This is a genomic window from Geminicoccus sp. (genome assembly GCF_036263595.1).
In the GTDB taxonomy this organism is placed as follows: domain Bacteria; phylum Pseudomonadota; class Alphaproteobacteria; order Geminicoccales; family Geminicoccaceae; genus Geminicoccus.
On the sequence record NZ_DATAGQ010000150.1, the window covers coordinates 1 to 21,451 of the forward strand.

At 67.3% G+C, this 21,451-nt stretch carries 17 protein-coding genes; 7 read left to right on the top strand and 10 right to left on the bottom strand.

All coding sequences use genetic code 11. The features are described from left to right. Both VHL31_RS15575 and VHL31_RS15580 read left to right on the top strand, forming a co-directional pair. A partial coding sequence (locus tag VHL31_RS15575; RefSeq protein ID WP_329662145.1) for an EAL domain-containing protein occupies positions 1 to 466 on the top strand: 466 nt, incomplete at its 5' end. A gap of 71 nt (positions 467 to 537) precedes the next feature. Next, a complete protein-coding gene (locus VHL31_RS15580) occupies positions 538 to 1,668 on the top strand; it encodes a Gfo/Idh/MocA family oxidoreductase (protein ID WP_329662146.1) in 1,131 nt (376 codons plus the stop codon). A gap of 3,462 nt (positions 1,669 to 5,130) precedes the next feature. Here VHL31_RS15580 and tgt read toward each other — a convergent pair. The 5 genes from tgt to VHL31_RS15605 all read right to left on the bottom strand — a co-directional run bounded on the left by tgt (position 5,131) and on the right by VHL31_RS15605 (position 11,462). Beyond that, positions 5,131 to 6,264: a tRNA guanosine(34) transglycosylase Tgt gene (gene tgt, locus VHL31_RS15585; RefSeq protein ID WP_329662147.1), complete on the bottom strand. Its 1,134-nt coding sequence runs from the start codon at positions 6,262 to 6,264 to the stop codon at positions 5,131 to 5,133. Next, positions 6,261 to 7,304, bottom strand: a complete 1,044-nt coding sequence (gene queA, locus VHL31_RS15590) for a tRNA preQ1(34) S-adenosylmethionine ribosyltransferase-isomerase QueA (protein WP_329662148.1) — start codon at positions 7,302 to 7,304, stop codon at positions 6,261 to 6,263. Before queA ends, tgt begins: the two co-directional genes overlap by 4 nt. A gap of 3 nt (positions 7,305 to 7,307) precedes the next feature. Next, positions 7,308 to 7,814, bottom strand: coding sequence for a pantetheine-phosphate adenylyltransferase (coaD, locus tag VHL31_RS15595; RefSeq protein ID WP_329662149.1), 507 nt, complete (start codon positions 7,812 to 7,814; stop codon positions 7,308 to 7,310). A gap of 56 nt (positions 7,815 to 7,870) precedes the next feature. After that, entirely contained in the window at positions 7,871 to 10,585 is a 2,715-nt protein-coding gene (gyrA, locus tag VHL31_RS15600) for a DNA gyrase subunit A (protein WP_329662150.1), read from the bottom strand. A gap of 220 nt (positions 10,586 to 10,805) precedes the next feature. Further along, a complete protein-coding gene (locus tag VHL31_RS15605) occupies positions 10,806 to 11,462 on the bottom strand; it encodes a hypothetical protein (RefSeq protein ID WP_329662151.1) in 657 nt (218 codons plus the stop codon). Positions 11,463 to 11,647: 185 nt separating this feature from the next. Between VHL31_RS15605 and VHL31_RS15610 the strand changes: the two genes are divergently transcribed. From VHL31_RS15610 to trhA, 4 genes are all read left to right on the top strand, one after another. Then, a complete protein-coding gene (locus VHL31_RS15610; RefSeq protein WP_329662152.1) occupies positions 11,648 to 12,640 on the top strand; it encodes a TMEM43 family protein in 993 nt (330 codons plus the stop codon). Between the two features lie 122 nt (positions 12,641 to 12,762). Beyond that, positions 12,763 to 14,388: an electron transfer flavoprotein-ubiquinone oxidoreductase gene (locus VHL31_RS15615; RefSeq protein WP_329662153.1), complete on the top strand. Its 1,626-nt coding sequence runs from the start codon at positions 12,763 to 12,765 to the stop codon at positions 14,386 to 14,388. Positions 14,389 to 14,492: 104 nt separating this feature from the next. Beyond that, positions 14,493 to 15,083, top strand: coding sequence for a BPSL1445 family SYLF domain-containing lipoprotein (locus VHL31_RS15620; protein WP_329662154.1), 591 nt, complete (start codon positions 14,493 to 14,495; stop codon positions 15,081 to 15,083). Between the two features lie 24 nt (positions 15,084 to 15,107). Continuing rightward, positions 15,108 to 15,761, top strand: coding sequence for a PAQR family membrane homeostasis protein TrhA (gene trhA / locus VHL31_RS15625; protein WP_329662155.1), 654 nt, complete (start codon positions 15,108 to 15,110; stop codon positions 15,759 to 15,761). A 24-nt stretch (positions 15,762 to 15,785) separates the two neighbouring features. Here the strand turns inward: trhA and map (VHL31_RS15630) are convergent, their stop codons facing one another. The 5 genes from map (VHL31_RS15630) to VHL31_RS15650 form a co-directional block, all read right to left on the bottom strand. Continuing rightward, positions 15,786 to 16,559, bottom strand: a complete 774-nt coding sequence (gene map, locus VHL31_RS15630; RefSeq protein WP_329662156.1) for a type I methionyl aminopeptidase — start codon at positions 16,557 to 16,559, stop codon at positions 15,786 to 15,788. Beyond that, positions 16,556 to 17,350 carry a type I methionyl aminopeptidase gene (gene map, locus VHL31_RS15635; RefSeq protein WP_414653747.1) on the bottom strand — a complete coding sequence of 265 codons (795 nt, stop codon included), beginning with the start codon at positions 17,348 to 17,350 and terminating at the stop codon, positions 16,556 to 16,558. Before map (VHL31_RS15635) ends, map (VHL31_RS15630) begins: the two co-directional genes overlap by 4 nt. A gap of 241 nt (positions 17,351 to 17,591) precedes the next feature. Then, complete coding sequence (locus VHL31_RS15640) at positions 17,592 to 18,461, bottom strand: DMT family transporter (protein WP_329662158.1); 870 nt, start codon at positions 18,459 to 18,461, stop codon at positions 17,592 to 17,594. After that, a complete protein-coding gene (locus tag VHL31_RS15645) occupies positions 18,458 to 19,882 on the bottom strand; it encodes an amidase (RefSeq protein WP_329662159.1) in 1,425 nt (474 codons plus the stop codon). The genes VHL31_RS15640 and VHL31_RS15645 overlap by 4 nt, the downstream gene beginning before the upstream one ends. Further along, a complete protein-coding gene (locus VHL31_RS15650) occupies positions 19,879 to 20,067 on the bottom strand; it encodes a hypothetical protein (protein WP_329662160.1) in 189 nt (62 codons plus the stop codon). Before VHL31_RS15650 ends, VHL31_RS15645 begins: the two co-directional genes overlap by 4 nt. Before the next feature lie 227 nt (positions 20,068 to 20,294). Between VHL31_RS15650 and VHL31_RS26980 the strand changes: the two genes are divergently transcribed. After that, positions 20,295 to 21,413: an SRPBCC family protein gene (locus VHL31_RS26980; protein WP_329662161.1), complete on the top strand. Its 1,119-nt coding sequence runs from the start codon at positions 20,295 to 20,297 to the stop codon at positions 21,411 to 21,413. The last annotated feature ends 38 nt before the right edge of the window (positions 21,414 to 21,451 follow it).

Genomic DNA, 21,451 nt, shown 5'->3' on the forward strand with positions numbered 1-21,451 from the left:
CCGTGGCCGCCTCGAGCTCGAGGTGACCGAGGGCGCGCTCATCCATAACGTGGAGGCCGCGTTCCTGCTGCTGGACCGGTTGTCCCGGTCTGGCATCAAGATTGCCGTCGACGACTTCGGAACCGGCTATTCAAGCCTCTCCTACCTCAAGCGCTTCCCGCTGAACCGGGTGAAGATCGACCGGTCCTTCATCAGTGAGCTGGACAGTGCCGGCGAGGACCGGGCCATCGTCGGCGCAATCGTCTCGCTCGCCCATGCGCTCGGAATGGAAGCGATCGCCGAAGGCGTGGAAACGTTGGCCCAACAGCGCTGGCTGGCCACCATCGGCTGCGATCAGGCGCAGGGCAACCGCTATGGTCGCCCCCTGCCGCACAATGAGATCGTCACACGCTGGAGTAGCGGCGATCGCCAACCGGCGCAGGGTGACAGGCAGACGGCCAACGTGCTGGCTGAAGCGCCGTCCTGACGGCGCGGCCGCCTTGACAGCGCCGATGTCCGCCGTCTCCGCTCCTGCCGGGGTCTGAGCGAGGAAGGATCATGCAACGCGGACTCGGCCTGATCGGCACCGGCTACTTGGCCAAGGCGTTTGCGGTCGGCTACCGGGCAATGCCCGTCCTATTCGGTCCGGACGCGGGGGTTCCGGTGCTGGAACTGGTCTGCACGTCCAGCCTGCCCGGCGCCGAGCGGGCGGCGGCGGCGCTTGGTTTTAACCGCGCCACAGCGACGTCGGAGGATGTGATCGTCGATCCGTCGGTTGAGATCGTCGTCGTGAACACGCCGAACCACCTCCATGCGCCGATGGCGCTGGCGGCCATCCGGGCAGGCAAGCACGTTCATTGCGAGAAGCCTCTGGGGCTGTCGCCCGCGGAGTGCCGCTCCATGACGCTAGCGGCGGAAGCCGCGGGGGTTCGCACCATCGTTGGCTTCAACTACCGGCAGAACCCGGCGACGGCGCTGGCCCGGGAGATCATCCAGAGTGGAGAGATCGGCGAAGCGATTTCCATCCGCGCCACTCACAACGAGGACTTCATGGCCGACCCGGACATTCCGCTCGGCTGGAAGCATCGCAAGGCCACGGCCGGCCATGGCGCGCTGGTCGATGTGGGTTCGCACATCGTCTGCATCGCGGAGTATTTGCTGGGTCCGATCGCGCGGGTTTGCGGCCGGCTGCGTACGGTGATCGAGACCCGGCCGGTACAAGCCGGCGCGTCGGAGCGGGGACCAGTGGAGACAGACGACGAGGCCAGGTTCCTGCTGGAGTTCGTGTCCGGCATGGGCGGCATGATCGAGGCCAGCCGCATCGCGACCGGCCGGAAGATGCAGCTAGGCTACGAGGTCTACGGTACCAGGGGCTCGCTCTGCTTCGACCAGCAGCGCATGAGCGAGTTGCAGCTCTACGAAGCGAAGGGGCCAACTGGTCGGCGCGGGTTCAAGACCATCCCGATCGCCGCGGAGCACCCGGACTATGGCGCCTTCGGCGCAGGCCCGGGTCACGGCATAGGCTTCAACGATCAGAAGATCATCGAGTGCCGACGCTTTCTGGAAGCCATCGCCACCGGCAGGCCCGCGTCACCGGACTTTCGGGCGGCCTGGCAGGTGAGCGAAGTCCTTGAGGCCGTCGCCCGCTCGTCCGAATCGGGCAGCTGGGAAGCAGTATCACCAATCTGACCTCGGCTGACCGGCCGTAGCCGCGCCTTAAACCTGACCGGCGCGGCGTTTGTCCGCAGAACGACGCAGTAGCACTCCGTGAGCTGGAGGAGCTTGGCGTCGTCCGGTCCGTACCTAAGGCGAAGGTGAGGCGACTGGCCCGGAGACCTACGGACGCCGAATGGTCACGCCGGGAATACCGCGAACGTCGAGGTCACCCTCGGCCTTCACTTCGCCACCGCTAACAGCGCTTACCTTTGCGGTGGCGACGGCTGTTAGAGTGCCTCCGGCGCACATGACCAGCGCCGCCAGCAGGATGTCTTCAGAACGAGCCTGAAGGCCGTTTCGCCGTTGGCACGGTGAAGTCCTGCCTCCACCAGCGTCCTGCTGGTTGGGCTCGGCAGGCGATGCCGTTCCAGTCCAGCCGGCCGACGGCCCGCAGCTTCACCGTAGCGCTTCCGGCACCTGCCGACACCGCTCCTTCGGGGCCTGAAGTGCCCACAGCTCATGGCAGTTCATGCTGGCCGCCCAAGCTTGCGGCTACCGGCCGAGCCATCGACATCATCCCGCGGGGAAGGCGCAATGGTAGCCTATTGATCCTCGAATCGCAGGCTGCGCCAGTTCCGTGGATGCGGCAGATTGATCGTGAGGTTCAGCATGATCCGGTGGGTGGCAGGAAGAGGGCTGGCCGATCCTTGCTGCGATTCCCGTCCAGTTCCTGGAGATCGACTCCGGTCAGCGCGCCCAAGGCGGCGGTCGGTTCATCCAGGAGCAGCAGCCACGGCCGGTGCACGGGGAGCCTGGCAATCCCGTTTCGTTGCGCCGTCCCGCACGAACATCTTCTGCAGGCGATGCGCTCTGTCAGCGACCCGATCTGCGCCTGGACCACCATCGCTGCTCCCTCGGTGACCCCATCCACGCAGGTTCCATGACCGATTTCATGTTGTCCAACCCGTCGCTGAGTTGGGCATGGCACCGCCAACCGTTCGCGATGATCGTGCGCGGCGGCCAACTGGCCAGCATGTCGAACCGCGCGAACAGGACGAACCGCGGCACGGTACGGATCACCTGCCCTTCCAGCGGGAGGTGCCCCATGCCCTGGCTTGGGCTCGTGAATTCGGCTGCGGTTGCGCGCATTCAGCCGACCGCGATGCCGCCGCGCGGCCGCGATTTTGCCAGGCAGATCCGCTGGCAGCGGGATGCGTCGGACGAGGGCGAGCCGCCTGAATCCGTTCACACGCCTGCCAGCGGATTGAGGCCGATCGCGCTCGGCATGGCCAAGAGTGGCAGGCGTATCGGAATGAACGCAGGAAGCGCGATCGGTGCTACGCAGGCGAAACCAGACAATCGGCCGGTGCCCCCTGTCGCGTCGGGCCCAGTCAGCAACACCACCAGGCAGAGCTACCTGCAAGCGTGCCGAGGAGAGGTGCGAGCGCAACGCCGATGCGGGGCCGGACAAGCACCCGGCCGAGCGGGATACCAGCACGTGTTCCTGCAGGCCAGCACCCGTCCAAAACACTGCCAGGGCCTGGCAGGTGTCTGTAGGTGCTGTAGGTGTGCGACGGCGGCGGGAGGAAGCGGCTCTGCATCCGATCGGCTACTGATCCCCTTCCAGCAACACCGCCACCAGCAGGGGCAGCAGGAGACCATCAGCGCCGCGCGATCGACTGGCCATCGGCGCACCGCCCCAGGGCAAGCTCAGCGCCGCCATCACTGCCTGCACGTCGACATGCAGCCACGGTCCGCTCGGCCCGCACAAGCTGCCGGGACTGCAGCCTGCTGCGGCAGCTTGGCCACCTTGGCCGACAGAGCCTGCTGGTTCGCAAGCTCTGCATGGACGACGGCGGGTGCTTGCCCATGGTCGACCAGTATCTCGCGCACGTTCAACAGCCGATGTTGTTCAAGGCCCAGATCTCGGCGGAACAGGATCGAGCCGGGGCGGTTTGGGCTGCTTCATCATCGGTCGAGGCCTGCCCAGGCACCGGCGCGCAACGCTCTGGCACCAGGCGTACCTGATCGTGTTGCAGGAGAAGCAGCATCGCGTCCGCATGGCCGAGGTCGCGCCCCTCGCACGGACGGAGCAAGAACGCGAAAGCATCCGTCAGTCATGGCGAAGCTGCCATCTTTGGGCCGATCGTGGCCTCCGTCCCGGCATCGGGCCAGGTGATGAGCGTTGTCCATTCAGGCGTGGATCAGACTTGGCTGGCGCGGAAGCCTGCCGAACGGAACGATGGCACCTGTGGCCGAGCCGAAGTCGAGGTTGCCGGCGTTCAGGACCTCGACGGCCCCTGTTGCTACCGCGCGATCGCGCCCGTCGCACTGCCATCGTCCGCGACGCAGACGCTGCTCAGGGATCTCCCGGCTGTGCGGGATCGGACTGAGCGGCTTGTAGTGGATCTCACCAAGCTTGATGGTTCTCCGCCGGCAAGGAGGAGCGGCAGTGTCGCGCCACCGTCGGCATCCTGGCCAGGAGGCAGACCGTCCTGCAGTTCGCTGGCCGCATGAAATGGGCCATCGTGTTCCACCGCCCGACAGTCGGGATTCCGGCAGTGACTTTTCCAGGCGGAAGACTCATCTGCACGAGTGAACCCGGCAGCCAGGCCAGAACCGGGGGGCTGGATTTATCTACATCCTCTGGGACATGGCTCCCCGGGGAGGTTCAACCTCTCACGTCATGGGCAGCTCGACGAGGCAACCCTTGTCGATGGCCGGAAGCTTGGTCAGCAATCCCAGACGCCGTTGTTGGTATCGAAGCGGCTCCGGCTGGCTCTGGCGGCATTCCGGACATGTAGCGTTGCGGCTCCTGCCTTTCCCGGCTCTTGGCCCGTACCGGCCCGGCCGATTGTGGCAACGCGTATCCAGCCGGCCGCTGCAGCGAGATATCGCCTTTCCAGTTGGCTCGGCACGCTGCCAATGGCCGTCTGCGAAAGCCAGGCAACGTCGGCCTGCGCTTCCACCTGCTCAACACAGAACACCGGGTGATCGTCGCCTGACGGCCATGTTCCCCGACTGGCGAGCCACCAAACTACCGCCTTCCCTCGTCAATGAGCCGTCCCGCGCCCGCTGGAGCAGCGTACCTGTTGCGGAGAGCGTGACACCATGGTCGGACCAAGGTGAATTGGTCCGGACCCTGCGGTGACCGGATCCGGCCGTCGGCGCAGTTCCGGGCCACAGCGTGGTCGACGGCGGGCCGCGCCTCTCTGCCTCAGGAATTGAATTGCCGTAGATAGGCTCGATCTCACCCGACATGCATGGATGCGGGCCAGATCCGCCAGCCACTACTTGCCGAGGCCGTACAGCCGGCAAGGCGAAGCAACATGACTGCCGGCTTCGGAGCGCCGGACATCCTGTCAACGGCGTGCTGACCTGGGGTCCGATGTTCCTCCAGCGGACAGGCAAGGACGCCAAAGAGCCTTAGCTTCATTGGAACCCCAGGTCATTGAAGCGTTCGCGCTACCAGCCACCCGTGAGGGCAGCGATGCTTCACCTGCTCCAGACTGCCAGGTCGCCCATGGCCTGCTCCGCCGCGAAGCCCTGTGCCCAGTCTGCCAGCTGTCCGGCTACGATCGCGGCCCGCATGCCCCGCATCAAGGACTGGTAGTACCAGAGATTGTTCCAGGTCAGCAGGATGGCGCCCAGGATCTCGTCGCTGCGCACCAGATGGTGCAGATAGGCACGGGAATAGTCGCGGGCGGCCGGGCAGTCGGAAGCCTCGTCGAGCGGACGCGGATCATCGGCGTGGCGGGCGTTGCGCAGGTTCATCGTGCCGCGCCGGGTGAAGGCCTGGGCGGTCCGCCCGGAGCGGGTGGGCATCACGCAGTCGAACATGTCGATGCCGCGCATGACCGCTCCCACCAGGTCGGACGGCTTGCCTACGCCCATCAGGTAGCGCGGCCGGTCGGCCGGCAGGTGAGGCTCGGTTCCCTCGATCGTGCGGAACATCTCCGCCTGCGGCTCGCCGACCGCAAGGCCGCCGATGGCATAGCCGTCGAAGCCGATCTCCCGGAGGCCCATCGCCGACAAGCGGCGAAGCTCGGCATCCGTGCCGCCTTGGACGATGCCGAACAGGCCGTAGCCCGCGCGCGGCCGGAACGCGTCCTTCGAGCGCGCCGCCCAGCGCAGCGACAACTCCATCGCGCGCCTGACCTCGTGGCGCTCGGCCGGCAGTTTCAGGCACTCGTCCAGTTGCATGGTGATCGTCGCATCGAGCAGATGCTGGATTTCGACGGAGCGTTCCGGCGTCAGCTCGTAGCGGGTGCCGTCGATATGCGAGGCGAAGGTCACGCCCCGCTCGGTAAGCTTGCGCAGCTTGCCCAGCGACATGACCTGGAAGCCGCCGGAATCGGTAAGGATCGGGCCTGGCCAGTTCATGAAGCGATGCAGGCCGCCCAGGGCCGCCACCCGTTCCGCCGACGGGCGCAGCATGAGATGATAGGTGTTGCCGAGTACGATCCCGGCACCGGTCGAGCGGACCATTTCGGGCGTCATGGCCTTCACCGTGGCAGCGGTGCCGACCGGCATAAAGGTGGGGGTTGGCACCTCGCCGTGGACGGTGTGCAGGATACCTGCCCTGGCCGCCCCGTCTGTGGCGACGATCTCGTGATGAAACTGGGTCAAGCCGCGTCCGCGTCGTTGCGCTCAAGAAGGGAGGCGTCGCCATAGCTGAAGAAGCGGTAGCCAGCACGGGCGGCGTGGGCATAGGCAGCCTTCATCCTGCCGGTGCCTGAAAAGGCGCAGGCCAGCATGAACAGCGTGCTCTTCGGCAGATGGAAGTTCGTGAAGAGCCGGTCGACGACGCTAAAGCGGAAGCCCGGCGTGACGAACAGGCGGGTCTCGGCAGTGCCCGGGCGCACCGAGCCATCCGGTCCCGCCATCGATTCCAGCGTGCGCAGCGCCGTGGTCCCGACCGCCACCACCCTTCCACCTGCACGGCGGTGCGCCTCGATCCTGGCGGCCGCCTCGGCCCGGAGTTCCAGCCACTCGGCATGCATCACATGATCGGCCGTGTCGTCAGCCTTCACGGGCTGGAACGTGCCCATGCCGACATGGAGCGTGACGAACTCGGTCGCAACTCCACGCTCGGCAATCTGATCCAACAGCGCCCCCGTCAGATGCAGGGAGGCGGTCGGAGCTGCCACCGATCCGTCCCTGCGCGCGAAAACCGTCTGGTAATCCCTCAGATCCTTCGGATCGCCTCCCGGTGCCCGGCGGATATAGGGAGGCAGCGGCATGCGGCCCTCGGCCTTGATCAGGTCCAGCAGGCGCTGTCCATCCTGATCGAACCGCAGCAGCACCCGTCCCTCGGGATCCTTCTCGACCACCCACGCAGCAAGGTGAGCGGAAAGCTGCAACCGGTCATTCGCCCGCAGGCGCTTGCCAGGCCTTGCCAGGGCCCACCAGGCATCGCTGCCCGCCGGCTGCACCAGCGTAATCTCGACGGCGACCTTGTCGCGGCGGCCAAAGAAGCGGGTCGGCAGGACCGCCGTGTCGTTGAGGACCAGGAGGTCCCGCGCGTCCAGCAGGCCCGGGAGGTCCCGGACGTGGAGGTCGGCCAGGTGGCCGGCGACATGGAGGAGCCGCGCGCTTTCCCGCGGCTCCGCCGGCGCCTGCGCGATGGCACCTTCCGGCAACTCGAAATCGAACTCGGCGACCCGCAAGGTTCAGCCGCGCCCCCGGCGCTGGTCCAGCTGGAGCAGGATGTGCGGGCTGACGAAGCTGGAGATGTCGCCGTTGAGCTTGTGGATCTCCTTGATGAAGCGCGACGAGATCCACTGGCAGTGCTCGGAGGCCATCAGGAAGATCGTCTCGATCTTCGGAGCCAGCCGCTTGTTGTTGGCCGCCATCTGGAATTCGAACTCGAAGTCGGAGACGGCCCGGAGCCCGCGCACGACGATGTCGGCCCCCTGCTCCTGGCAAAAATGCATGAGCAGGTTCTCGAACGGCTTCACCTCGATCCGGGTGCCGTTGCCACCCTCCATCACGTCGATCTCGGCACGGATCATGCCGATCCGTTCCTCTAGGGAGAACAGTGGGTCCTTGCCGACATTGACGGCGCAGGCGACGATCAGCCGGTCGACCAGGGCGGTGGCACGACGGATTACGTCCATGTGCCCATTATGCAGGGGGTCGAAGGTGCCTGGGTAGATCCCCACACGGGCTCTGGTCACGGCAGCCTCTCCTGGCGGCAAGGACGAGGCGGACGAAGGCCGCCGCGTCGCATCGATCACTCCACGACCGGCTCGGTCGAGTCGCCGTTCTCTTCGTCCAGCGCAGCATCCGCGAGACGCACGGCGCCGACGACATGCTCGTCCTCTTCCGTATGGAAGAGCTTCACGCCCTGCGTGTTCCGTCCGGCGATGCGGATACCGGTGACCGGGATGCGGATGAGCTTCCCCTTGTCGGTCATCAGCATCAGGTGATCCAGGTCGCCGATCGGGAAAGTCGAGGTGACCTGGCCGTTGCGAGGCGAGGTCTCGATGTTGATGACGCCCTGCCCGCCTCGGCTGGTGATCCGGTACTCATAAGCCGAGGTGCGCTTGCCAAAGCCGTTGCGGGTGACGGTCAGGAGGAACTGCTCGCCGGCGCGCAGGCGCTCCACCTCCTCTTCCGGCAGGCCAGGCCCGACGGCCTCGCCATTGCCGTTCTCGACCTCCTCGCCCTCGGCGCGACGGCGGGCCGTCGCGATGCGCAGGTAGGCGTCCCGGTCCTCGATGGTCAGGTCGGTATGCTTGAGGATCGACATGGAGACCACCTCGTCTCCCTCGGCCAGGTCCATGCCGCGCACGCCTTCGGAGCTGCGCGAGCGGAACACCCGCAGGCTCTCGACCGGGAAGCGGACGGCACGACCGCCGCGGGCGGCCAGCAGCATGTCGTGGCTGTCGTCGCAGACATCCACCCCGACCAGCCGGTCGCCCTCATCCAGCCCCATCGCGATCTTGCCGTTGGAGGGCACGCGGATGAAGTCGGACAGGTCGTTGCGCCTGATCTTGCCCCTGGCAGTCGCGAACACGATCGACAGGTCGCCATAGGTGCTCTCGTCCTCGGGCAAGGGCAGCACGGCGGAGATCGCCTCGCCCTCCTCCATGGCCGGGAACAGGTTGATCATCGCGCGTCCGCGCGCCTGGGGGTTGCCCAGCGGCAGCTTGTAGACCTTGAGCTTGTAGACCCTGCCGCGCGTCGTGAAGAACAGGACGGGCGTGTGGGTCACCGCCACGAACAGGCGCGTGACGACGTCGTCCTCATGCGTCCGCATGCCCGCCCGGCCCTTGCCGCCACGACGCTGCGAACGATAGGTCACCAGCGGCACGCGCTTGATGTAGCCAGCCTGGGTCACGGTGACGACCATGTCCTCGCGCTGGATCAGGTCCTCGAGGTCCTGGTCGAGATCACTGTCCAGGTCGATCACGGAGCGACGCGCGTCCGCGAACCGGTCGCGGATGTCGATCAGCTCTTCCTGCATGACCTCGAGCAGGCGCTCGCGCGAATGGAGGACATGCAGCAACTCCTTGATCTCGACCGCCAGCTTCTCGACGTCCTCGACCAACTCGTCGCGTGCCAGGGCGGTCAGGCGCTGCAGCTGCAGAGCCAGGATCGCGCGCGCCTGCGCTTCGGAGAGATTGTAGGTCTCGGACGGCGGCGGCGCGTCCACCAAGCCGGCCTCGGCCCGCTCGAGCAGCGGCAGGATATCGGCCGAGCGCCAGCTGCGCTCGGTCAACCGCACCCTGGCTTCGGCGGAATCGCGCGACGAGCGGATCAGCGCGATCACCTCGTCGATGTTCAGCACCGCGATCACCAGGCCGATCAGGCCATGGATCCGCTGGCGGGCCTGACCCAGCCGGTAGGCGGAGCGGCGGAGGATCGTCTCCTCGCGGAATTCGATGAACGCCTTCAGCGTGTCGATCAGGCCGAGCGTGGTCGGCCGGCCGCCCACGAGCGACACCATGTTGATGCCGAACGAGGTCTGCACCGGCGTGTAGCGCCAGAGCTGGTTGAGCACGACGTCGGGATCGGCATCACGCTTGAGCTCGATGACGACCCGGATGCCCTGTCGGTCGCTCTCGTCGCGCAGGTCTGCGATACCCTCGACCTTCTTGTCACGGACCACCTCGGCGATCCGCTCCACCATCCGCGCCTTGTTCACCTGGTAGGGAACTTCGGTGATGATGATGGCCGGCCGGTCCTTGCGGACCTCTTCGACATGGGTCTTCGAGCGGATCAGGATGCTGCCACGGCCGTTCTGGTACGCCGTCATGATTCCGCCGCGGCCCAGGATGATGCCGGCGGTCGGAAAGTCCGGCCCCGGCACGATCTCCATGATCTCGGCGAGCTCGATCGACGGGTTCTTAATGAGCGCGATGCAGGCGTCGATGATCTCGCCCAGATTGTGCGGCGGGATGTTCGTCGCCATGCCGACGGCGATTCCGCCGGCCCCGTTCACCAGCAGGTTCGGGAAGCCCGCAGCCAGCACCGACGGCTCTTCGGTGCTCTCGTCGTAGTTCGGCCGGAAGTCGACGGTATCCTCGTCGATCTCGCCGATGACCGCCAGCGCCGCCCGCGACAGCCGCGCTTCCGTATAGCGCATCGCCGCCGGCGGATCGTCGTCCTGCGAGCCGAAATTGCCCTGGCCATCGATCAGGGGCAGGCGCAGCGAGAAAGGCTGCGCCATGCGGACCATCGCGTCGTAGATCGCGCTGTCGCCGTGCGGATGGTACTTACCCATCACGTCGCCGACGATGCGCGCCGACTTGCGATGCGGCTTGCCCGGATCGAAACCGCTTTCCTTCATCGAATACAGGATGCGGCGCTGCACGGGCTTCAGCCCGTCGCGGACATCCGGAAGCGCCCGCGACACGATCACGCTCATCGCGTAATCGAGGTAGCTCTTCCTCATCTCCTCTTCGATGGGGACGATGTCGTACGGACGCGGCTCGGTTGCCAAGGTGCGTGATCTCTGACGATGTGACGGAACGGCGAACGGCACCGAGCGGAATTCTCCGTCTCAGTGCGCGTGCCTTCTAGCAGGCTGGAACGGCGCGTGCCAGCACCGCCCAGCAACAGGCCAAAGGCCGATACGAGCAGCCGGGACCGACGGACCATCCCACTGGAATCAAGGGTTTATATGGGCATCCGGCGGCTCGGCGCAATCCGGCGGCAGGCGATCAGGCAGAGCCGTCTAGCGTCGTCGAGCCGTAATAGTGCCACAGGAACATGGCGCCTACGCCGCGCCACGGCGCCCAGTGCTCGACCATCGGGCGCAATGCCTTCGGTGTCGGCCGCCTGTCCAGCCCGCGCAGGCGCTGGTAGCCCACCTGGACCGCCAGATCGTCCGCAGGGAACACGTCCGCGCGGCCAAGCGCGAACAGGAGATAGATGTCGGCGCTCCATCGGCCAAAGCCGTTCAGCGCGATGATCTCTGCGGCCACCTCCTCGTCGGAAGCCGCATGGTGCCGGTCCAGGCCGAGCCGTCCATCCATGACGGCAGCCGCCAGCCCCTGCGCATGGGTGATCTTGCGAAAGCCGACGCCGCAGGCCCGCAGTGCCTCGACCGTCTGGCCGGCGATCCAATGATGATCGGGAGGCGCACCGGCGGCCTGTTCCAACCGGCGCCAGATTGCGGCGGCAGCCCGCACCGAGATCTGTTGCGCCGTCATGATCTGCAGCAGCGTCGCGAACCCCGGCGGCAGGATCCGTGGCGGCGGATCGCCGATCCGCTCCCGCAGTGCTGCCAGCTGTGGATCCCTTGCCGCCAGGACATCCATGGCGTCCCGGATCCGCGCCTGGTCCAGGAGACTAACTGTCGATGCAGGCGTGCTCATCTGGCACGGCCGTACGCCGGCCGGCGCCGATCCGCGTCGGCCCTTGTCGAAGATAGTGAGCGTGTAACCATGCCGCGTTCCTGATCCGGCGAAGAGCGCCGACTTCTAGGGGCCCCAGGTGCCAGGTACTAGCCCGGGCGCATCGGCCACGGCCTTGTGGAGGCGGTCACTTCCGGATGAATGCCATGAGGAAAGGTCGAACCATCAAGACCCTGATACCGCTGGTGATCGGCCTTGCCATCCTGTCGGCTGCCACGGTGCTGACCGTGTGGAACGAACGGCGGGCGGGTGGCGGGTCGGATCTGCGCACCTTCATCCGCGCAGCCCTGAAGGACGTACCGGCCGAGCACGTTCCTGACGGCGTGGAAGGGCAGATCGTCCGGATCGCCGGGACGACCAGTGCCGCGGGCGACGTCCTGGAGCCTGTCCTGCAGCGATCGGCGCCTGTCCTGCGTCTCGACCGGATCGTGGAAACGGCGCAGTGGCAGGAGCGGCAGATCGTGACCCAAGGTGGCCGCGACCTCGTCTACGAGTTGGTCTGGTCGAGCGTCCGGATCGATTCCTCCAGGTTCCGTGACGCGGGCGGGGCCCATCCCAACCCGCCATTGCGCCTGCAGAGCGAGCGGCTGCTGGCGCCGTCGCCGAAGCTCGGCGCCTGGTCGGCCGACCTGGCCATCTGGCATGCCATCGAGGCTACGGCCCCATGGGAATTTCCCGAGCAACTGGTGGTGGACGCCGTCGGCACCGTGCGAAGGTTCGGCACGTGGTGGTGGTCCGGTGATCCTGAGCACCCCGCGCCCGGTGACCTGCGCCTGCGCTACCTCGCCGTTCCCCACGGCGACGTCACGATGATCGGGCGGGCCACGTCCCGCAGGCTAGCGGCGCCGGTCGACGAGTTGGGCAATCCGTTGCCCCTGGCAGCCGCCGGCAAGGTTCCGGCCGACGTCATCCTGGGCGACGCGGGCAGGACCGCCGCGATCGAGGCGTGGAAGGTCCGGGCCGTGGCGCTCGCGGTATTCCTGCTGGGTAGCCTCATTCTCGCGTCGGGCTTCAAGCGCTTGGCGCCCGAGGTCCTCGGGCGCTTCGGCGGGAGCGTGCCGTCGCTCGGGAGTCTTCTTGGCCTGCTTCTATGGCTGGCGCTGTCCGTAACCACCTGGTTACTCTTCCGCCTGCGCTAACCTACGAGACAGACGTGGGTTTTTGGCATGCCCTGAGTGCTTCAAAGGACGGCTGGGGCATGCTAGGCCCGTGATCTGGCTTGGCTGGAAGCCGATAGGCAGCGCCGAAAGGATCGGGAGCGATGGAACGCGAGCAGATGGCCTACGACGTGGTGATCGTAGGCGCCGGCCCGGCCGGGCTCGCCTGCGCCATCCGCCTCAAGCAGCTGGCAGGCGAGGACCTCTCTGTCTGCGTCATCGAGAAGGGGGCCGAGGTCGGCGCGCACATCCTGTCCGGTGCGGTGCTGGAGCCGCGTTCGCTCAACGAACTGCTGCCGGAATGGAAGAGCACCGGAGCCCCGGTCGAGACCGAGGTCACCGAGGACCAGTTTCTTTTCCTGACCGAGAAGACCGCCCGGCGCCTGCCGACGCCGCCGCAGATGCACAACCAGGGCAACTACATCATCTCGCTGGGCCTGCTCTGTCGATGGCTGGCCGAACAGGCCGAGGGCCTGGGTGTCGAGATCTATCCCGGTTTCGCCGCGGCCGAAGTGCTCTACGATGACAAGGGTGCGGTGCGGGGCGTGGCGACCGGCGACATGGGCGTGGGCCGCGACGGCCAGCCGACCGACGCCTACCAGCCGGGCATGGAACTGGTCGGCCGCCTCACCGTGTTTGCCGAAGGCTGCCGAGGCTCGCTCACCAAGACGCTGTTCCAGCGCTTCGACCTGCGGGACGGCGTGGATCCGCAGACCTATGCGATCGGGATCAAGGAACTGTGGGAGGTCGACCCGGCGCAGTTCCACAAGGGCCGCTCGACCCACTCGATCGGTTGGCCGCTCGACCAGCAGACCTATGGTGGATCCTTCCTGTACCACTGGAAGGACAACCAGATCGCGTTCGGCTTCGTCGTGGGCCTGGACTATGCCAATCCCTATCTGTCGCCGTTCGACGAGTTGCAGCGGCTGAAGCTGCACCCGGCGATGCGCCCGACTTTCGAAGGGGGGCGACGCATCAGCTACGGCGCCCGGGCGCTGAGCGAAGGGGGCTTGCAGTCCATTCCCAGGCTGATCTTCCCTGGTGGCGCGCTCATCGGCGACACGGCCGGTTTCCTCAACGTGCCCAAGATCAAGGGCACCCATACCGCGATGAAGTCCGGCATGCTCTGTGCCGAGGCTGCGGTGGATGCCCTGAAAGCAGCCAGCGACACGCCGGTCCTCCTGGAATCCTACCCTGACTCGTTCCGGAAATCCTGGCTCTACGAGGAGCTATACGCCGTCCGGAACATCCGGCCATCCTTCCGGCGCGGGCTGATGGCCGGCCTCGCCTACTCCGCGACCGACACCTACGTCTTCCGCGGCAAGGTGCCCTGGACCCTGCATCACCATGCCGACCACAGCGCCACCGAGCCCAAGGCCAAGCACCAGCCGATCCCCTATCCCAAGCCTGACGGCAAGCTGACGTTCGATCGGCTGAGCTCGGTCTTCCTGTCCGGAACCAACCACGAGGAAGACCAGCCTTGCCACCTGCAGCTGAAGGACCCGACGGTCCCGATCCGGATCAACCTGCCGGAGTATGACGCACCCGAGCAGCGCTACTGTCCAGCCGCCGTCTACGAGATCGTGCAGGAGAGCGACGGCCAGCCACGACTGCAGATCAACGCGCAAAACTGCGTCCACTGCAAGACCTGCGACATCAAGGACATGACGCAGAACATCAACTGGGTCACGCCGCAAGGCGGCGGCGGCCCGGTCTACGGAACGATGTAGAGCCTACGTGGCGCCAGCTCGCCTCGCCATGTAGATTGCGCCGTTGACCCGGATGCGCCGGCCACCGATGCTCTGGTCCGCTCGGCCCGGTCCTGAGGAACGTCATGAACAACGCGCCGCTTGCTGTTGTCCTGCTTGCATCTATCGGCTTGCTGGGTGCCTGCGCGCCCGCCGGCACTGAACGTCCCGGAACGGCTGCTGCCGAGGCGGTGCCTAAGCCGTCCGAAGCGGCGACCATCGATGCCGCGGTGGAGGCTTCCCTCCTCGACCTCTACCGTGCGGCCCCAGGCTCCCAGGCGCTGGTGGAGAAGGCGAAAGGCGTGCTGGTCTTCCCGTCGATCACCAAGGCCGGGTTCGTCGCAGGTGCGGAGTACGGCAAGGGTGCCTTGCAGGTCGGCGGGCAAACGGTGGGCTATTACAGCCTGACCGCCGGCTCGATCGGCTTCACCGCCGGCGTCCAGGAGACGGCCCAGGCCATCCTGTTCAACACGCAGGAATCGCTCGACGCATTCCGCGCGAGCAATGGTTGGACGGCCGGGGTGGACACGTCGGTAGCACTGCTCAAGATCGGCGGTTCCGGCACGATCGACAGCCGGACAGCCAACTCGCCCGTCCAGGCCATCATCTACAACACGTCCGGGCTGATGGCAGACGCATCGGTCCAGGGTCAGAAGATCACCAAGATCACGCCCTGATTCCTGGGCAGGGGACGTCGTGGCGTGAAAGATGCACGGCGGCTCCCGGGCGGCCTGTCCGAGCTCACGCCCGCCGAATATCGGGCAGACGCGACCGTCCAGGTCGCGGGCCTGCTGCTTGGAATCGTCGGCTCGACCGTGCTTCTGGCAACCGCCCCGCCCCGGACATCGCCCTGGCAAGCCACGGCCCTGGCAGCCTACGCCATCGGGCTCGTCGCCATGCTCGGCTGCTCCGCTCTCTACCGCCTGACCCGTGACCCCGTCCGCAAGCACATCTTCCGTCGTCTCGACCACGCCGCGATCTTCCTGATGATCGCCGGCACCTATACGCCGCTGATCGTGAATGGCGGGCGCCACGCCCTGTTCCTGCTGGCCCTCGTCTGGCTCGTCGCGCTGGCCGGCATGGCGATCAAGCTGCTGGCCCTGCCGGTTCCCGAGAAGCTGTCGGTCGGGATCTACCTGGCCCTTGGCTGGACGATCCTCCTTGCGCCGGGAGAGGTGTTCGCCTTGCCGGCCGGGGCCCTGGCCCTGCTGGTGATGGGCGGGCTGCTCTACAGCATCGGGGTCCTGTTCTACCTCTGGGAACAGCTGCGCTTCCACGTCGCGATCTGGCATGGCTTCGTGCTTGCCGCCGCCGCATGCCATTACATTGCGATCATGCTGACGCTGCCAGTCTGACCGGCCGGTCCAGCGTGGGCGCCGTCAGGCACTGCCCGGTCGCGTAAACAGTTCCACGCCGTCCGCGGTGATGCCGACCGTGTCTTCCGCCTGGGCGGCCCAGCCCCGGTCGCGGGTCACCATCGACCAGCCGTCCGGCAGCGTCTTGAGGTCCGGCCGACCGGCCACGAGGATCGGCTGGACCGACAGGAACATGCCTTCCTCCAGCCGTTCGCCCTGGCCGGGTGTGCCATGGTGGGGGACGTGCGGCTCCATGAAGAACTCGCGGCCGATGCCATGGCCGCCAAGATCGCGGACAACGGCAAAGCCCACGCCGTTCACCCGCGCTTCCGCCACCGCCTGGATCGCGTGACCCAGGTCACCGATGGTCATGCCCGGCCGGAGCATGGCGATCCCCGCGGCCAGCGCCTGCTCGGCGCGCTCCGCCAGCAGACGGCCGCGCGGCGTGGGTGTCCCGACATGGAAGCTGCGCGCGATCCCGGCATGCCAGCCGCCGAGCTTTGCCTTGAACGCGATCTTCACGAGGTCGCCAGGAGCCAGCTTCTTGGCCGCGCTCGGGATGCCATGACAGACGACGTGGTTGACCGAGATGCAGGTCGCGTTCGGGAAGCCGCGCATGCCCTTGGTGGCCGCGACGCCCTCATGTTCTTGGATGCACTGCTCGACGATTGCATCCAGATCGGCCGTGCTGGTTCCCGGACGGACGGCGCTGGCCGCAGCTTCCATGGCGAGCGCCGCCAGTCTGCCCGCGGCGCGCATGCCGGCGAACGCCGCAGCCAGTTCGGCCGAGCGCGTCACGCCGCCTTCTGGACCAGCTTGTAGGGCGGCTTCTCGTAGCCCAGTGCGGAGCGCGTGAAGACCTCCACGCCCGTCTCGGTCACGGCGACCGTGTGCTCGAACTGCGCGGACGAGGTCTTGTCGCGGGTGACGCAGGTCCAGCCATCGGCCAGCACGAGCACGTCCGGGCGGCCCACGTTCACCATGGGCTCGATCGTGAAGAACATGCCGGGCTGGAGCACGACGGGATCGCGCCGCTCGAACTGCAGCTTGCGCGGGATCTTGTAGTGCTTGACCTCGGGCGCATCGTGGAAGTTGCGGCCGACACCGTGGCCGACGAACTCCTCCACCACCGAGAAGGCGACGCCGTTGCGCCGTTCTTCCACCACCTTCTGGATCGCCTCGCCGACATCGTCGAGTGTGGCACCCGGCTTGACCGCGTCGATGCCAGCCCACATCGCCTCGTAGGTGCGCTCCATCAGGAGCAGGTCCTTCACCTTGGCGCGCGGCAGCGCGAACATCCGCGAGGTGTCGCCATACCAGCCGTCGAGGATGACGGTGACGTCGATGTTGAGCGTGTCCTCGGGCGTCAGCAGCTTCTTCTCGCTGGGGATGCCGTGGTTCACGACCCGCCCGATCGAGATGCAGGACGAAGCGGGATAGCCCTTGTAGTTCTTGGTGGCGGGGATGCCGCCATGGTCCAGCATATAGCCTTCGATCAGGCGATCGAGCTCGGCGGTGCTGATGCCCGGCCGGATATGCGGCGTGATGAAGTCCAGCGTATCGGCGGCGAGGCGGCCTGCCTTGCGCATGCCCTCGAAGCCGGCCTCGTCATGGATCGGGATCGAACGGTTCTCGAGGCCATGCTCGATGAAGCGGTTGGCGAAATTCTCGGCAGCCGCCGAGATCCCGGCGAGGGTGCCGAAGTCGAACGCCTCGTCGGGCTTCTTGAAGATGGTCTTGGTAGGCTTGGCGGGGCGGTTCATGCGGGACGATCGCTGGAATGCTGCGCAACGTGCGACGGGTCCGGCTACACGGCGGTGCGCGGATCCGTCAACCTGGGCGGGCGCGCAGCTTCTCCCGCCAGGCTGCATAGAGCCCGCTCGCGACGATCAGCATCGCGCCCATCACCACATAGATGCTGGGCACGTCGCCAAAGACAATCCACCCGGACAGCGCCGCCCAGATCAGCATGGTGTAGGTGAAGGGCTGCACGACCACCGCCGGGGCGAACTGCAGGGCCAGCACCAGACCGTAATGGCCGAACACCCCGAGCGCGGCAATCCCGCCCAGCAGGAGCCACTGCCCCGTCGTCGGCGGAGTCCAGAAGAACGGTCCGACCAGGCTCAGCGCGATCGTGCCGCCAACTGTCTGCCAGACCATCGAGGTCGCCGCCGCATCGTGGCGACCGGCGATGCGGGTCATGATCTGGTAGAACGCGTACATGATGCAGCAGCCGAGCATGATCAGCATGCCGGGCGTGATCTCGGCAAAGCCCGGACGCACGATGATGAGCACGCCCAACAGGCCCACGCCCACCGCGATCCAGCGCCGCAATCCCACCTGCTCGCCCAGCAGCGGCACCGACAGGGCGGTGACGACCAGCGGGGTCAGGGCGAAGATCGCATGCGCGTCGGCCAGTGGCACGGTCTGGTAGCCGAACACGACGAAGGTCATCTCTGCGGAGATCAGGATTGCCCGGCCGATCTGCAGCCTCGGCCGGGCACTGCGCAGGGTCGAACGCAGCCCGCCGGGTGCCGCCAGCGCCAGGGCCAGCGGGATGGAGAGGGCATAGCGGACCCAGAGGATCTGCACCGGCTCCAGCTGGGTGGACAGCGTCTTGCTGGCCGCGTCCATCCAGCCGAAGCAGAACATCCCGCACAGGCAGATCAGGATGCCTTTGGCCGTCTGGTCGAGCTTCACGCCTCCGCCATGGCGAAGACCTTGGGCCGGTACGGCCCGTGGCTGCGCTCGACGGCCGCGGCCGCCTGCAGCACCAGCGCCTCGGCAAATGGCCTTCCGACGATCTGCAGGCCGATCGGCATGTTGTTGCTGTCCAGGCCCACCGGCACCGAGATGGCTGGCAGGCCCAGCCAGTTGAAGACGCCGATCAGCTGGCCGATCGCATTGGCGGTCTCGACGAAGCGCGCATCGCCACCCGTGTCGGTATCGACGATGCGCGGTGTCTGGACCGGACAGGTCGGCAGGACGACGAGATCGGCCTTGCTGAAGATGGCAGCGCAGAACGCGTCCAGAGCCGGGCCCCGGCTGCGCTGGGCCAGCAGATAGTCGACCGCCGAGAGGGCGAAGCCCGGCTCCATGCGCGCCAGCGTCTGGGGGACGAAGTCGCTGCGCCGCTCGGCGACATGGTCGCGATGCACGGAGCCGCACTCGGCCATCAGCACGAGCCGGCGGATCGCGTTGATCGCCTCGACCTTGTCGAGCGAACCCTCGGCGATGGTCGCTCCTTCCTGGCCCAGCCGTGCGATCGCGTCGCGCACCGCCAGATCGATGACCGGATCGACCGTACAGCCGAGCCCGCCGGTCGCATGGAACAGGCGCAGCCCGCGCACGCCGCGCTCCAGCCCGGCATGATAGGCCGGCACGGGACGACGGCTCGTCGTCGTGTCGTCGGGGTCATGCCCGGCGATCGCCTGCAGCATCGTCGCGACATCGCGGGTGGTGCGCGCCAGCGGCCCGATATGGTCCAAGGAGAAGCTGAGCGGCATGGCCCCTGCCCGGCTGACCAGGCCATAGGTCGGCTTCAGCCCGACCAGCCCGCAGAACGAGGCCGGAATGCGGATCGAGCCGCCCGTGTCGGAGCCGAGGGTCGCCGGGATCAGGCCCGCCGCCACGGCCGTGGAGCCGCCCGAGGTCGAGCCGCCGGTGATCCGCTCCAGGTCGTGGGCGTTCTTGGGCGTGTCGGTGTGGTTGTTGTGGCCGGTCACGCCCAGCGCGAACTCCACCATGTTGAGCCGCCCGACATCGATGGCCCCCACCAGGTCCAGGCGCTGCAGGACAGCCGCGGTGCGGCTGGCCACGTACGTGCCGCGGATCCTGGAGCCCTGCCCTGCGACCTGGCCCTCCCGGTAGAACATGTCCTTGTGCGCCATCGGCACGCCATGCAGCGCGCCGCGCAGCCTGCCCTTGGCCCGCTCGGCGTCACAGGCGGCTGCCAGCTCGAGCGCCCGCTCGGGCCAGAGCAGCGCGGTGGCGTTCAACGCGCGTCCCCGTCCGTCCAGCGCCGCGATCACGGCACGCGTCGCTTCCACCGAGCCGATCTTGCCGCTGCGGATGGCGTGGGCCAGTTCGTCCAGCGACAAGGCGAGGATGTCGCTGCTCATCGGCCGCTCTCCGGCTGGGCATTGCGGTCGAGCGCGACCAGGAAGTCGCCCGGCTCCGCCTCCATGGGAATGCCCGTGCAGGCGTCGCGCAGGATCGCCACCAGCTGGGCACAGGTCGCTGCGGCGGATGCCGGCACGTCGATGCCAGCCGGTGTCGCCACTTGTTGCTTGTCCTCGCCAGCCATCGCAGGTTTCCTCTCCCTTGGACGCGACGCACAGCGCTTAGCACCCCGCCCCATCCGGAGACAGCCGTCCCGTCGCCATGGATCGAGGCGGGACGGTTAACTGGCGCGTCCGTGCAGGTTGTCCACGGCCGGCGTGGTGGAAACTGGAACCGGTCAAGAGTCTTGCGAGTTTCCAGCTACTCGGGCACCGGTTGACCGGGCCGAGATGAACAAGAGGAACGCTGTACATGGACATGACCGGCGAGTACCGGATCCCGGCTCCGCGGCAGGTTGTCTGGGAGGCATTGAACGACCCGGAGACCCTCAAGGCTGCCATCGTCGGCTGCGATGAGCTGAACCGGACCGGCCCGAACAGCTTCGAGGCGAAGGTGACGGCGAAGGTCGGCCCGGTGAAGGCCAAATTCGGCGGCAAGGTCCAGCTTGAGGACCTCGATCCGCCGAACGGCTACCGGATCGTCGGCGAGGGCTCGGGCGGCGCTGCCGGTTTCGCCAAGGGCGGGGCGAAGGTCGACCTGATCGAGGATGGCGACGCGACGATTCTGCGCTACGCCGCCAAGGCCGACGTCGGCGGCAAGCTGGCCCAGATCGGCTCACGGCTGATCGCCGGCACCGCGAAGAAGATGGCTGACGATTTCTTCGGCCGGTTCTCGCAGCTGGTCACCACTCGCATGGGTGCGTCCCCGGCAGCGACGGCGACACCTATCGCGTCCACCGCTGCTCCGACGGCCGCGGCCGCCGTGGCAGGCCCGGTCGTGGAGACGCCGTCGCAACCCGTGGCAGCCGAACCGCTGGTCATCGAGCCGTTCGGCAACGACCCGGCGACCACGCGCCCGGCGGCGACGGACACTTCCCCGGCCCCCGGAGCGGCGACCGGTCTGCCGTCCCGCGAGGAACTGGACCAGATGGAAGCCGCCCAGCGGGGCGTCCCGGACCGGCCGGTGGACGTGCCACCGGAACCGCTCGCGCCGATGCACGGCAGCGGCATGACCGCGGCGGGCGCGGTCCATGGTGCCACCGTGGAGGAGACGCCGGTCGGCTATGAGCCCGGCCGGATCACCCAGGCGCCCGTTACCGCTCCGCCCGGTCCCGTGCCTGGCATGCCGGAGCCCACTGGCACCGTGCCGGTCGACGACCCTGCGCGGACTTCCGCGCATATCCAGGCTTCGGCCGAGCCCTCGGCCGTCACGCCACCCCCGCCCGTCGGCCCGGCTGCCACCGGCACGCCGCGCGCGAGCACCGGGCCCACGACCGCGACGGGGTCGACCCCGGCCAAGGGTGGTCTGCCGTGGATGTGGATCATCATCGCGATCCTGGTCGTCCTGGCGCTGATGTTCCTGCTGGATTGACCGGCATCTTCGCCGAACGGCGCGTTGACGCTGCGCTG

Bases quoted from the DNA above. Each gene is read 5' to 3' on its own strand.
- VHL31_RS15580 (WP_329662146.1), top strand. From the start codon at position 538: ATGCAACGCGGACTCGGCCTGATCGGCACCGGCTACTTGGCCAAGGCG.
- VHL31_RS15605 (WP_329662151.1), bottom strand. From the start codon at position 11,462: ATGAGCACGCCTGCATCGACAGTTAGTCTCCTGGACCAGGCGCGGATC.
- VHL31_RS15610 (WP_329662152.1), top strand. From the start codon at position 11,648: ATGAGGAAAGGTCGAACCATCAAGACCCTGATACCGCTGGTGATCGGC.
- VHL31_RS15615 (WP_329662153.1), top strand. From the start codon at position 12,763: ATGGAACGCGAGCAGATGGCCTACGACGTGGTGATCGTAGGCGCCGGC.
- VHL31_RS15620 (WP_329662154.1), top strand. From the start codon at position 14,493: ATGAACAACGCGCCGCTTGCTGTTGTCCTGCTTGCATCTATCGGCTTG.
- map (WP_414653747.1), bottom strand. From the start codon at position 17,350: ATGCGCAAGGCAGGCCGCCTCGCCGCCGATACGCTGGACTTCATCACG.
- VHL31_RS15645 (WP_329662159.1), bottom strand. From the start codon at position 19,882: ATGAGCAGCGACATCCTCGCCTTGTCGCTGGACGAACTGGCCCACGCC.
- VHL31_RS15650 (WP_329662160.1), bottom strand. From the start codon at position 20,067: ATGGCTGGCGAGGACAAGCAACAAGTGGCGACACCGGCTGGCATCGAC.
- VHL31_RS26980 (WP_329662161.1), top strand. From the start codon at position 20,295: ATGGACATGACCGGCGAGTACCGGATCCCGGCTCCGCGGCAGGTTGTC.